The following is a 14,720-nucleotide window of genomic DNA, read 5'->3' as shown; positions in this document are numbered from 1 at the left end:
ACCCGGTGGAGACCGCGTTCTGGGAAGCCGTCGAACGCGAGGACCTGAACTCACTCGTGACAGCCCTCGAACTCGACGGACCCGACCCACTGACGCCACTGCTACCGTCCCTGGCCTCCTGGCGACGCCGCAGCCGCGAACAGGCACTCACCGACTCCTGGCGCTACCGAATCACCTGGAAACCACTGCCGGAGATCAAGTCCACCGCCCCCTCGGGGGTTTGGCTGCTGGTGACACCCGCCGACCGGCCCGATACACGCCCGGTGGTCGATGCCCTCACCCGGCAGGGCATGACCCTGCTGCCCCTGGAGGTCGGCGCGGCCGACGCCGACCGCGAGGCACTCGCCTCCCGCATCCGGCAGACGCTGGACGGCACGGCCCCCGCCGGAGTGCTCTCCCTCCTGGCACTGGCCGAAGGCCCGCACCCGGGCTGCCTTGGCCTTCCCGCCGGATTCGCCCACACGCTGGCGCTGATCCAGGCCCTCGGCGACGCGGGCACCGACGCGCCGCTCTGGCTCGCCACCCGGAGCGCAGTCACCACCGGCAGGCCGGAATCCGTCGCGGACCCGCTCCAGTCCATGGTCTGGGGCCTGGGACGGATCGCCGCGCTGGAGTACCCCCAGCGCTGGGGCGGCATGATCGACCTCCCCCCGGCCCTCGACCCCGCCTCCGCGGCACGGCTGGCCGTGGTACTGGCAGGCGGGGCCGACGCGGAGAACGAGGTGGCGGTCCGCCCCTCCGCGGCCTTCGGCCGGCGACTCGTCCGAGCCACGCCGAGCGGGACCGAGCACGGAACCTGGCAACCCCAGGGCACCGCGCTGATCACCGGCGGCACCGGCGGCCTCGGCGGTCACGTCGCCCGGTGGCTGGCCCGCGGCGGCGCCGAGCACCTGGTACTCGCCAGCCGCAGCGGACCGGCGGCCCCCGGCGCGCAGCAGCTGAAGGCCGAACTCACCGAACTCGGCGCCCGGGTCACCCTCGCCGCCTGCGACGTGACCGACCGCGACGCCCTCACCGCACTGCTCGACCGCCTGGACGCCGCGGGCTCCCCCGTACGGTCGGTCTTCCACACGGCCGGTGTCCTGGACGACGGGGTCATCGACACCGTCACCGCGGACCGGGCCCGCACCGTACTGCGTCCCAAGGTGGATGCCGCGCTGAACCTGCACGAGCTGACCAAGGACCGGGACCTGACCGCCTTCGTGCTGTTCTCCTCGTTCGCGGGCACGCTGGGCGGCCCGGGCCAGGGCAGCTATTCGGCGGCGAACGCCTTCCTGGACGCCCTGGCGCAGCAGCGCCACGCCGCCGGCCTGGCGGCGACGGCCGTCGCCTGGGGCCCCTGGGCCGGCGGCGGTCTGGTCGACGACGCCACCGAGGCGCGGCTGCGCAGGAACGGCATGCCGGCGATGGAGCCCGAGTCGGCGATCGCCGCACTCCAGCAGGCCCTCGACCTGGGCGACCCGTTCGTGGCCGTGGCCGACATCGACTGGGAGCGGCTGACGGCGTCCTCGCCCACCGGCCCCACGGCGCCCGTGCTCAGCGAGCTGCCCGAGGTGCGCGGCGTCCTCGGCGCCGCCACCGGATCCGCCGCGGCGACCGGCACCAGCGGCGACGACTCCCCGCTGGCACAGCAGCTGGCGGGCCTGTCGGACGGCGACGCCGAACAGGCCCTGGTGGCGCTGGTCAGTGCCCAGGTGGCCGCCGTACTCGGCTACACCGACCCGGAATCCGTCGAGGTGGGCCGGGCGTTCCGCGAGCTGGGCTTCGACTCGCTCACCGCCGTCGACCTGCGTAACCGGCTGTCGGCCGCGACCGGCATGCGGCTGCCGGTCACCCTGGTCTTCGACTACCCGTCGGTCACCGCGCTGGCCCAGCACCTGCGTTCCGAGCTGATCGGCACCCGGCCCGCCGCGCCCGAGCCGGTATCCGGCGCCGCGCCCGTCGACGACGACCCGATCGCGATCATCGCGATGAGCTGCCGGTTCCCCGGAGGCGTGACCACCCCCGAGGAGCTGTGGGAGCTGATCGACGAGGGCCGCGACGCGGTCTCCGACTTCCCCACCGGCCGGGGCTGGGACATCGAGGGCCGCTACGACCCGGACCCCGACAAGCCGGGCACCTTCTACGCGCGCGGCGGCGGATTCCTCTACGACGCCGACCACTTCGACCCGACGTTCTTCGGAATCTCGCCGCGTGAGGCGCTGGCGATCGACCCGCAGCACCGGCTGCTGCTGGAGACCTCCTGGGAGGCCTTCGAACGGGCCGGCATCGCACCGGCGTCGATGAAGGGCACCGAGGCGGGCGTGTTCATCGGCGCCAGCTACAACGACTACGGGTCCCGCTTCCAGCAGGCACCCGAGGAGTTCGAGGGCTACCTCGCGACGGGCAGCGCCAGCAGCGTCGCCTCCGGGCGGGTGTCCTACACCTTCGGTCTGCAGGGACCCTCGCTGACCGTGGACACGGCCTGCTCGTCCTCGCTGCTCGCGCTGCACCTGGCCGCGCAGTCCCTGCGGCAGGGTGAGTGCTCGATGGCGCTGGCCGGCGGTGTGGTCGTGATGTCCACCATGGACAGCTTCATCGAGTTCAGCCGTCAGCGGGCCATGGCCCCCGACGGCCGGTGCAAGGCGTTCTCCGCGCAGGCGGACGGCGCCGGGTGGGCCGAGGGCACCGGGATGGTCCTGCTGGAACGGCTGTCCGACGCCCGGCGCAACGGGCACCGGGTACTCGGCGTGATCCGTGGCTCCGCCGTCAACCAGGACGGCGCCAGCAACGGCCTCACCGCCCCGAACGGGCCCGCGCAGCAGCGCGTCATCCAAACGGCGCTCGCCTCCGCCGGGCTCTCACCGGCGGATGTGGACGCGGTGGAGGCACACGGCACCGGCACCCCGCTCGGTGACCCGATCGAGGCGGGCGCGCTGCTGGCGACGTACGGTCAGGGGCGTTCCGTGGAGCGGCCGTTGTGGCTGGGGGCGCTGAAGTCCAACCTCGGTCACACGCAGGCCGCTTCCGGTGTGGCCGGCGTCATCAAGATGGTGATGGCGATGCGGCACGGCGTGCTGCCCCGCACCCTGCACGCCGACGAGCCCTCCGGGAAGATCGACTGGTCGGCGGGCGCGGTCGAGCTGCTGACCGAGGCCCGGCCCTGGCCCCAGACCGGCGCGCCGCGCCGAGCGGGCGTGTCGGCGTTCGGCGTCAGCGGCACGAATGTCCATCTGATCCTGGAGCAGGCGCCGGAAACCGACGACGAGCCCCAGAGCGCGGCCCCTGCGGCACCGGACAGCGCTTCCGTGGTGCCGTGGGTGGTGTCGGGCAAGTCCCCGGCGGCACTGCGCGCCCAGGCCGCGCGGCTGCGTGAGCAGGTGGCGGCGTCGCCGGAACTGTCGCCGGTGGACGTGGGCTTCTCGCTCGCGACCGCCCGGACGGCGTTCGAGTACCGCGCCGCCGTGACCGGACGCGACGTCGCGGAACTGCTGCGCGGCCTGGAGGGCCTGGCCGACGACCACAGCGACGGCACGCGGCCCGTGCCTGGCCGGACGGCGTTCATGTTCACCGGTCAGGGTGCGCAGCGTCTGGGGATGGGTCGGGAGTTGTATGGGGTGTTCCCGGTGTTCGCGGCGGCGTTCGACGAGGTGTGTGGGGTGGTGGACGGGTTTGTGGACCGTCCGCTGCGTGAGGTCGTCTTCGCGGATCCGTCGGATTCTGCGGCGGCGTTGCTGGAGGGCACCGGGTATGCGCAGGTGGCGTTGTTCGCCGTCGAGGTGGCGCTGTTCCGTCTGGTCGAGTCCTGGGGTGTGCGGGCGGACTTCCTGGTCGGGCACTCCGTGGGCGAACTCGCGGCAGCCCACGTCGCCGGGGTGTGGTCCCTCGCGGACGCCTGTGCTTTGGTGGCGGCTCGCGGTCGCCTGATGCAGGCCCTCCCCACAGGCGGGGCCATGGTCTCGGTCATCGCCCCGGAAGAGGACGTTCTGCCGTTCCTGACCGGCTATGAGGACCGCGTCGCGGTCGCCGCCGTCAACGGCCCCACCTCCACCGTCCTCTCCGGGGACGAGGACACCGTCCTCGATGTCGTGGCCGCCGGCGGCTGGAAGTCCACCCGGCTGCGCGTCAGCCACGCCTTCCACTCCCCCCGCATGGAACCGATGCTGGAAGAGTTCCGGCACATCGCAAACGGACTTGAGTACCACGAGCCGCGCATCCCCCTGGTGTCGAACGTGACCGGCGACATCGCCGCACCGGAACTGCTCTGCTCGCCCGAGTACTGGGTACGTCACGTCCGTGAATCGGTGCGGTTCCACGACGGCATGACGGCCCTGAGCACCCGCGGAGTGACCCGCTTCGTCGAGCTCGGCCCCGCCGGAGTCCTCACCGCCATGGGCCAGTCCTGCGTCCAGGACGGACAGTTCATCCCCCTCCTGCGCAAGGACCGCCCCGAAGAGGAAACCGCCGTCACCGCCCTGGCCCGCATGCACACCCTCGGCCTCACCATCGACTGGAACGCCTACTTCACCGGACACAACCCCCACCAGGTCGACCTGCCCACCTACGCCTTCCAACGCGACCGCTACTGGCTCGACGCACCGACCGCCACCGGCGACCTCACCTCGGCGGGCCTGGGAACCGCCGGACACCCACTGCTCGGCGCGGCCCTCCCCCTCGCGGACAGCGACCGCCTCGTCCTGACCGGACGACTGTCCGTCCAGTCACAGCCATGGCTCGCGGACCACGCCGTCTCCGGAGCGATCCTCTTCCCCGGCACCGCGTTCCTGGAACTCGCCGTCCAGGCCGCCGACCGCGTGGGCTGCGACCGGGTGGAAGAACTCACCCTGGAAGCACCCCTGGTACTCCCCGAACACGGCGGCATCGTCCTCCAGATCACCGCGGAAGCCCCCCAGAACAACGGCACCCGCCCGATCACCATCCACTCCCGACCCGAGAACACCGACCCCGACCAGCCCTGGACCCGCCACGCCAGCGGCGAAGTCGGTGTGGGCGCGCAGGAGGGCTCGTACGACCTGCAAGGCGTCTGGCCGCCGGAAGGCGCCACCTCGATCGAGGTCGGCGATCTGTACGAGCGCTTCGCCGAGGGCGGCTTCGGCTACGGCCCCGCCTTCCAGGGCATCCGGGCGGCCTGGCTGGCCGGCGACGCCGTGTACGCCGAGGTGCGGCTCCCCGAGGAACAGCAGGCGCCCGCCAGTGCGTACGGACTGCACCCGGCCCTGCTCGACGCCGCGCTGCACAGCATCGCCCTCAGCCCGTCGCTGCAACTCGGCGGAGGAAAGCTGCCGTTCTCCTGGGCGGGAGTCACGCTGCACGGTTCGGGCGCCGGCGAGATGCGGGTACGGCTGACTCCCGTCGGCTCCGACACGGTGTCGCTGACCCTGTCGGACCCGATCGGCCGGCCGGTGGCGACCATCGACTCGCTCGCCCTGCGGGCGCGGCCCGAACAGCTGGGCACTCCCGCCACGGACAACTCCCTGTACGTGCTGGACTGGACCGAGCTCCAGCCGAACACCGACGCACCCACCGCCACGACGGGCTGGGCCCTGATCGGTGACGACGGCCTCGGCGTGGCGGCCGGACCGGGGCTGCGGGCCTACCCGGACCTGGACGCCCTGGCAGCCGCCACGGACCTGGCGGCACCGCCCGAGGTCGTACTCGTGACCTGCCCGCCGCAGTCCGCGCACCCCTCGGAGTCCGCCGGGGCCGGGGGTCTCGCCGCATCGGTGCGCGCGGCCCTCGACCGGGCGCTGGGGCTGGTCCAGGGGTGGCTGGCCGACGAGCGGTTCGCCGCGTCGCGGATGGTCTTCCTCACGCGCGGCGCCGTTGCCGCAGGGCCCGGCGAGCAGGTGACCGACCTGTCGCACGCCGCGGTCTGGGGACTGGTCCGCTCCGCACAGTCCGAGAACCCGGACCGGTTCGTCCTGGTCGACCTCGACGCCGAAGGCACCGAAGGCACCGAAGACGTCGAAGGCACCGACCACGCGACGGCCCCGGACAGCCTGCCCGCGCTGCTGCGGGCACTCGCCGGTGACGAGCCGCAGCTGGCACTGCGCGGCGGCTCGGTACGGGCCGCCAGGCTGGCACGCGTACCCGCGCAGCCCGGCCCCGCCGAGCCGTCGGCCGCTGGCTGGGGCGCCGGCACGGTGCTGGTCACCGGTGCCACCGGTGTCATCGGCGGCGTGATGGCACGCCATCTGGTCGCCGAGTGCGGCGTGCGCCATCTGCTGCTGACCAGCCGGCGCGGCGCGGAGGCCGACGGCGCGAAGGAGCTGTGCGCCGAACTCACGGCGCTCGGCGCCGACGTCACCCTGACCGCCTGTGACGTCGCGGACCGCGCGGACCTGGCCCGGCTGCTGGCCGGCGTCGGCGCCGCGCACCCGCTCACCGCGGTCGTGCACACCGCCGGCGTGCTGGACGACGGCGTCGTCGGCTCGCTCACCTCCGAACGGGTCGACCGGGTGCTGCGTCCCAAGGTGGACGCGGCGGTCAACCTGCATGAACTGACCCGCGGCCTCGGGCTCTCCGCCCTGGTGCTGTTCTCCTCCATCGCCGGCACGTTCGGCGGCATGGGCCAGGGCAACTACGCGGCGGCGAACGCGTTCCTCGACGCCTACGCCACCCACTGCCGCGCCCAGGGCTTCCCCGTCCAGTCGATGGCGTGGGGGCTGTGGGAGCAGCGCAGCGACATGACCGGAAAGCTGGCCGACGCGGACCTCTCGCGGCTGGCCCGCGGCGGCATCGTCGCGTTCTCCTCCGCCGAGGGCGCCGCGCTGTTCGACGCGGCACGGACGCTGGACGCGCCGGTGGTGCTGCCGATGCGGCTGGACACCGCGGCCCGGGCCAACGGCCCCGGCCCCGTGCCGCCGTTGCTCCGCGGTCTGGTCCGGCCCCCCGTCCGGCCGGCGGCCCGCCGCACCACGGCCGGCGGCGGCACGGCCGCCGATGCCGCCGCCGGGCTGATGCGACGGCTGGCGGGACTGCCCGAGGCCGAGCGTGGCCGGCTGCTGCTGGACCTGGTCAGGTCCCAGGCGGCGACCGTCCTCGGGTTCACCGACCCGACCGCGATCGACGTCGACCGCGGGCTGCTGGAGCTGGGCTTCGACTCGCTCACCGCGGTCGAACTGCGCAACCAGCTGAACAGGGTGACCGGACTGCGGCTGCCCGCCACCCTGCTCTTCGACTACCCGACGACGAGCGCGATCGCGGAACACCTCGCGGACTCGGTCACTCCGGCCGAGCCGGCGGCCGCCCCGCTGGTCTTCCCCGAACTCGACCGACTGGAGCAGGACCTGCCGCGGGTGGCCGCGGACGAGGCCGCCCGGACCAGACTCACCACCCGCCTGCAGGACCTCTTGTCGAAGCTGGGCCACGCCCAGGACGCGGTGGGCGAACTCGCGACAGCCGAACTCGATTCGGCGTCCGACGACGAGATCTTCGACTTCATCGAAAACGAACTCGGCCTTTCCTGAAGAAAGCGGCGGTTGAACGGTGAGCACCGTGAGCGAAGACAAGCTTCGCGACTACCTCAAGCGTGTGACGACGGATCTGCACCGCACGCGCCAGCGTCTGCAGAAGATCGAGGAAAGGGACCACGAGCCCATCGCGATCGTCGGCATGAGCTGCCGCTACGCCGGGGGCGTCCGAACCCCGGAGGACATGTGGCGGCTCCTGATCGAGGGGCGTGACGCGGTCGGCCCGATGCCCGGGGACCGGGCCTGGGACATCAAGGCCCTGTACGACCCCGACCCGGACGCCCGGGGCAAGAGCTACGTGGAGGAGGGGGCCTTCCTCGACGGGGCATACGACTTCGACCCCGGATTCTTCGGCATCTCCCCGCGTGAGGCACTGGCCATGGACCCCCAGCAGCGGCTGCTGCTGGAGACCGCGTGGGAGACCTTCGAGCGGGCCGGCATCGACCCGACCTCGCTCAAGGGCAGCCGGACCGGTGTGTACGCGGGCGTGATGTACCAGGACTACGGCTCCCGGCTGACCACGGTGCCCGAGGACGTCGAGGGCTACCTCGGCGCCGGCGGTTCCGGCAGCATCGCCTCGGGCCGGATCTCCTACACCTTCGGTCTCGAAGGGCCCGCCGTCAGCGTGGACACGGCCTGCTCGTCCTCGCTGGTGGCACTGCACCTGGCCACGCAGGCGCTGCGCCGCGGCGACTGCTCGCTGGCCCTGGTCGGCGGCTCCATGGTGATGTCCACCCCGGTCGCGTTCGTCGAGTACGCCCGGCAGCGGGCGCTCTCCTCCGACGGCCGCTGCAAGGCGTTCTCCGCGCGGGCGGACGGCACCGGCTGGGGCGAGGGCGTCGGCATGCTCCTGGTGGAGCGGCTGTCCGACGCCCGGCGCAACGGGCACCGGGTGCTCGCCGTGATCCGGGGCTCGGCCGTCAACCAGGACGGCGCCAGCAGCGGACTGACGGCACCGAACGGGCCCTCCCAGCAACGGGTGATCCGCGCCGCGCTGGCCGACGCGGGGCTGTCCGCCGCCGAGGTCGAGGCGGTGGAGGCGCACGGCACCGGCACCAGGCTCGGCGACCCGATCGAGGCCGGCGCGCTGCTGGCCACCTACGGCGCGGAACGCCCCGAGGGCCGGCCGCTGTGGCTGGGCTCCCTGAAGTCCAACCTCGCGCACACCCAGGCCGCGTCCGGGGTCGGCGGTGTCATCAAAATGGTGCTCGCGCTCCAGCACGGGATCCTGCCGAAGACGCTGCACGCCGAGGACCGCAGCCCCATGGTCGACTGGGAGTCCGGCGGCGTCGAGCTGCTGACGGAGTCCCGGGAGTGGCCGGAGACCGGCGCCCCGCGCCGGGCCGCCGTGTCCGGGTTCGGCTTCAGCGGCACCAACGCCCACGTGGTCCTGGAGCAGGCGCCCGAGACGCCGGCGGACGACGAGGACGCCACCGCCGGCCCGGCCCCGCACGCAACCCTCCCGGCGCTGCCCTTCCTCGTCTCCGGCAGGACCGCGGAGGCGCTCCGGGCCCAGGCCGGGCGGCTCCTCGACCACCTGGGCGCCCACCCGGACCTGGCCGCCGCCGACCTGGGGCGCTCGCTGGCCCTGGAGCGGGCCTCCCTCGAACACCGCGCCGCGGTCATCGCCCAGGACCTGGACGGGCTCCTGAGCGGTCTGCGGGCCCTCGCCGACGGCGAACCGGCGGCGCGGCTCGTCCAGGGCCTGGCGGACAGCCGCCGCAAGACGGTGTTCGTCTTCCCGGGCCAGGGCTCGCAATGGGTCGGCATGGCCCGCCCGCTACTGGCCTCCTCGCCGGTCTTCGCCGAGCAACTGCGCGCCTGTGACGAGGCGTTGGCCCCGTATCTGAACTGGTCCGTCATCGACGTCCTCGGCGAGGGCGCGGGCGCGCCACCGGCCGACCGCATCGACGTCGTCCAGCCGGTGCTGTTCTCCGTGATGGTGTCGCTGGCCGCGCTGTGGCGCGCGCACGGTGTCGAGCCCGCCGCGGTCGTCGGGCACTCCCAGGGCGAGGTGGCCGCCGCCTACGTGGCGGGCGCCCTGTCGCTGCCGGACGCCGCCCGGGTGGTCGCGCTGCGCAGCAGGGCGGCGCTGGAGATCGAGGGCAAGGGCGGCATGCTCTCGGTGCTGGCCCCCGCCGGGCGGATCGCGCCCCTGCTGGAGGGCCGGGCCGACCGGATCTCCCTCGCCGCGGGCAACAGCCCCGTCTCCGTGACGGTCGCCGGCGATCCCGACGCCCTCGACGAGCTGATGGCCCGGCTCACCGCCGACGGCATCAAGGCCCGCCGGGTCCCCGGGGTGCTGGTGGCCAGCCACTCCCCGCACGTCGACGCGCTGCGCGAACGGCTGCTCGCCGACCTGGCACCCGTCGAGCCGCGCGCCGCGCGGATCCCCTTCTACTCCACGGTGACCGGCGCCGTGCAGGACACCGGCGCGCTCGACGCCGACTACTGGTACCGGAACATGCGCCGGCCGGTCGAGTTCGAGCGGGCGGTCCGCGCGCTGCTCGCCGACGGCCACACCGCGTTCATCGAGACCAGCCCCCACCCCGTCCTCGCGATGGCGATGCAGGAGACCTTCGAGGACGCCGCCGCGGGCGCCGTCGCCGTCGGCACGCTGCGGCGCGAGGAGGGCGGCTACGACCGCTTCCTCGCCTCCCTCGGCGAACTGCACGTCGCCGGCGGTTCCGTGGACTGGAACACGGTGTTCGCCGGCACCGGGGCGCGCAGCGTCCAGCTGCCCACCTACGCGTTCCAGCGGCAGCGCTACTGGCTGGAGTCCCCGGTGGCAACCGGGGATGTGGCGTCGGCCGGGCTCGGCGCCGCCGACCACCCGCTGCTCGGTGCCGCCGTGCACCTGGCGGACTCCGACCGGCTGCTGCTGACCGGCCGGCTGTCCCTGGAGACCTCCCCGTGGCTCGCCGACCACGCCCTCACCGGCAGCGTCCTGCTGCCCGGCACGGCGTTCCTCGAACTCGCGGTGCAGGCCGCCGACCGGGTCGGCTGCGCACAGGTCGAGGAACTCACGCTTCAGGCGCCGCTCCTGCTGCCCGGAACCGGCGGCGTGGCGGTGCAGGTCACCGTCAGCGAGCCGGACGTCACCGGACGCCGGACGGTGGGCGTCTACTCGCGCGCGGAGAACACGGCGGAGGACGCCTGGGTCGCCCACGCCTCCGGCACGGTCGTCCCCGCCGCCGAACCGGCCTCCTTCGACCTCGCCGTGTGGCCTCCCGCCGGCGCCGAACCCGTGGCCGTCCAGGACCTCTACGAGCGGTACGCCGAGAACGGGTTCGGCTACGGGCCCGCCTTCCGCGGCCTGCGCGCGGCCTGGCGGCTCGGTGACGACGTCTTCGCCGAGGTACGGCTGCCGGAGGAGCACCAGGAGGGCGCCCGCGCCTACGGACTCCACCCCGCGCTGCTCGACGCGGCACTGCACGGCATCGCGCTCGGGCCGCTGTTCGAGTCCGGGGAGGACGGAAGCAGCGGCAACGGGCGACTGCCGTTCTCGTGGACGGGCGTCACCCTGCACGCCTCCGGCGCCGGCGAGGTGCGGGTACGGCTGTCCCCGGCGGGCCCCGAAGCGGTCGCCATCCGGGTCACCGACACGGCCGGCCGGCCGGTGGCGTCCGTCGACGCGCTGCTGCTGCGCGAGATCCGCCCCGAGCAGCTCTCCGGCGCGCGGGCCGCGCTCACCGACGCGCTGTTCCGGGTCGACTGGAACCCGCTGACGCTCGCCGACCCCGGGCCCGCCACCCCCTGGGGCGTGTGGGGCGCGGACCGGCTGGGGCTCGGCGCCCTGCCGGGACTGGCGCCGCTGGACCTGCCGGCCCTGGACGCGGCCGGCGGCCCGGCACCGGAGGTCGTGCTCGTCCCGTGCGCCCCCGAACCGGACACGCACGGGACCGGAGCCGGCGCGTGCGACGCCGGGGCGGCCCGGGCCGCCGCCGAACGGGCCCTCGACCTGGTGCAGGCCTGGCTGCGCGACGAACGCCTCGCCGATTCCCGGCTGGTGTTCGTCACCCGCGGCGCCGCCCTGCCGGGCGAGGACGTCCACGACCTGGCACACGCCACCGTGTGGGGCCTGGTGCGCTCCGCCCAGACGGAGAACCCCGGCCGCTTCACCCTGGTCGACATCGACGGGCACCAGGACTCCGTACGGGCCCTCCGCGCCGCGGTGGCCACCGGCGAGCCCCAACTGGCGATCCGCGAGGGCGCCGTACGGGCCGCCAGGCTGGCCCGCGTACCCGCCCCGGCCGCCGGGAACACCCTCGGCTGGGACGGCGACGGCACCGTGCTGATCAGCGGCACGGGCACGCTCGGCGGACTGCTGGCCCGCCACCTGGTCACCCGGCACGGCATCCGCCATCTGCTGCTGACCAGCCGCCGCGGCCCCGGGGCCGACGGCGCGGACGAACTGCGGGCGGAGCTCACGGCGCTCGGCGCCCAGGTCACCCTGGCCGCCTGCGACGCCGCGGACCGCGACGCCCTGGCCGCGCTGCTGGCCGGCATCGACCAGGCGCACCCGCTCACCGCGGTCGTGCACACCGCCGGTGTGCTGGACGACGGCGTCGTGAACGGGCTGACCCCCGAACAGCTGCACCGGGTGCTGCGCCCCAAGGTCGACGCGGCCGTCAACCTGCACGAGCTGACCGCCGGCCTGGACCTGTCCGGCTTCGTGCTGTACTCCTCCGCGGCGGGCGTCCTCGGCGGTCCCGGCCAGGCGAACTACGCCGCGGCCAACGCGTTCCTGGACGCCCTGGCCCGCCACCGCCGGGCGCGCGGCCTGGCCGGCCAGTCGCTGGCCTGGGGCCTGTGGGCCGACCGCAGCGGCATGACCGGCCACCTCGACGCCGAGGACACCGCGCGCTCCACCCGCTCGGGTGTCGCCCCGCTCTCCGCCGACCAGGGCATGGTGCTGTTCGACGCCGCCGCGGCAGTGGACGAGCCGCTGCTGGTGCCCATGCTGCTGGACACCGCCGCGCTGCGGGCGGGCGCCGCCACCGGCTCCGTCCCGGCCCTGCTCCAGGGACTGGTACGGACCCCGGCCCGCCGCACGGTCGAGGCCGGGACGCCGGCGGACAGCGCGGACTCGCTCGCGCGGCGTCTCGCCGGGCAGACCGGGACCGAGCAGCAGCGCTTCCTGCTGGACCTGGTGCGCTCCCTGGTCGCGGCCGTGCTGGGGCACGCCTCGTCCGACTCGATCGCCGCGGACCGGGCCTTCCGGGAGCTCGGCTTCGACTCGCTGACGTCGGTGCAGCTCCGGAACCGGCTGAACACGGCCACCGGGCTGCGGCTGCCGACCACGCTGGTCTTCGACTACCCGAACCCCACGGCGCTCGCCGAATACCTGCGGACCGAAGCGCTGGGCGACCGGCTGCGTACGGCCGTCGGGAAGACGGTTGCCTCACCGGCCGGCGACGGCTCCGGTTCTGGTTCCGGCTCCGACGACGCGATCGCCGTCGTCGGCATGAGCTGCCGGTTCCCCGGCGGCGTGCGGAGCCCGGAGGACCTGTGGCGGCTGGTGTCCCAGGGCACGGACGCGATGGCCGCGATGCCGACCGACCGCGGCTGGGACGTCGACGACCTGTACGACCCGACGGGCCGCCTGCCCGGCAAGTCCTACGCGAACGAGGGCGCGTTCCTCTACGACGCCTACGACTTCGACCCCGCCTTCTTCGGCATCTCGCCACGCGAGGCGCTGGCGATGGACCCGGTACAGCGGCTGCTTCTGGAGACCTCCTGGGAGGCCTTCGAACGGGCCGGCATCGACCCCGTCTCGCTGAAGGGCAGCCCGACCGGCGTGTTCGCGGGCCTGATGTACCAGGACTACAGCATGCGGCTGCCGCAGGTGCCGGAGGACCTGGAGGCGTACATCGGCAGCGGCAGCTCCGGCAGCATCGCCTCCGGTCGCATCGCGTACACCATGGGCCTGGAGGGCCCGGCGGTGACGGTCGACACGGCCTGCTCGTCGTCGCTGGTGGCGCTGCACCTGGCGGCGGAGTCGCTGCGCCGGGGCGAGTGCTCGATGGCGCTGGCCGGCGGTGCCACCGTGATGTCGACTCCCAACCTCTTCGTCGACTTCAGCCGCCAGGGCGGCCAGGCCCGCGACGGCCGGTGCAAGGCGTTCTCCGCGCAGGCGGACGGCACCGGCTGGGGCGAGGGGGCCGGAATGCTGCTCCTGGAGCGGCTGTCCGACGCGCGGCGCAACGGGCACCGGGTGCTCGCCGTGATCCGGGGCAGCGCGATCAACCAGGACGGCGCCAGCAACGGGCTGAGTGCGCCGAACGGCCCTTCGCAGCAGCGGGTGATCCGGGCCGCGCTGGCATCCGCCGGCCTGGGCACGGCCGATGTGGACGCGGTGGAGGCGCACGGCACCGGGACGACGCTGGGTGACCCGATCGAGGCCGGTGCGCTGCTGGCGACCTATGGCCAGGGGCGTTCCGTGGAGCGGCCGTTGTGGCTGGGGGCGCTGAAGTCCAACCTCGGTCACACGCAGGCCGCTTCCGGTGTGGCCGGCGTGATCAAGATGGTGATGGCGATGCGGCACGGCGTGCTGCCCGCGACCCTGCACGTGGACGAGCCGTCCCCGCACGTCGACTGGTCGGCGGGCGCGGTCGAGCTGCTGACCGAGGCCCGGCCCTGGCCCCAGACCGGCGCCCCGCGCCGGGCCGGTGTGTCCGCGTTCGGGATCAGCGGCACCAACGCACACACCATCCTGGAACAGGCACCGGAAACCGACGACGAACCCTCGGCCACATCGCCGGCTGCGCCCGAGGGCACTGGTTCCGTGGTGCCGTGGGTGGTCTCGGGGAAGTCCCCGGCCGCACTGCGCGCCCAGGCCGCACGGCTGCGCGAGCAGGTGGCGGCGTCGCCGGAGCTGTCACCCGTGGACGTGGGCTTCTCGCTCGCGACCGCCCGGACGGCGTTCGAGTACCGCGCCGCCGTGACCGGGCGCGACCGCGAAGAACTGCTGTGTGCCCTGGAAGAAGTCGCGAACGACGACACCACCGGTACGCAGGCGACCGACGGCCCGACCGCGTTCATGTTCACCGGTCAGGGTGCGCAGCGTCTGGGGATGGGTCGGGAGTTGTATGGGGTGTTCCCGGTGTTCGCGGCGGCGTTCGACGAGGTGTGTGGGGTGGTGGACGGGTTTGTGGACCGTCCGCTGCGTGAGGTCGTCTTCGCCGATCCGTCCGACCCTGCGGCGGCGTTGCTGGAGGGCACCGCGTATGCGCAGGTGGCGCTGTT

Annotated in this window: 2 protein-coding genes; both read left to right on the top strand. The window is 74.0% G+C overall.

Going from position 1 to position 14,720, the window contains the following annotated elements:
* Positions 1–5 precede the first annotated feature (5 nt).
* Positions 6–7,469, top strand: coding sequence for an SDR family NAD(P)-dependent oxidoreductase (locus AB0P06_RS35635; protein ID WP_363614935.1), 7,464 nt, complete (start codon positions 6–8; stop codon positions 7,467–7,469).
* A gap of 28 nt (positions 7,470–7,497) precedes the next feature.
* Positions 7,498–14,720: type I polyketide synthase (locus AB0P06_RS35630; RefSeq protein ID WP_363614933.1), on the top strand; the 7,223-nt coding region annotated here is incomplete at its 3' end.

The organism is Kitasatospora sp. NPDC088351 (assembly GCF_040685575.1).
Taxonomy (GTDB): domain Bacteria; phylum Actinomycetota; class Actinomycetes; order Streptomycetales; family Streptomycetaceae; genus Kitasatospora.
The sequence above is the reverse complement of the archived record's forward strand: the minus strand, read 5'-3'. Positions and strand labels throughout refer to the sequence as shown.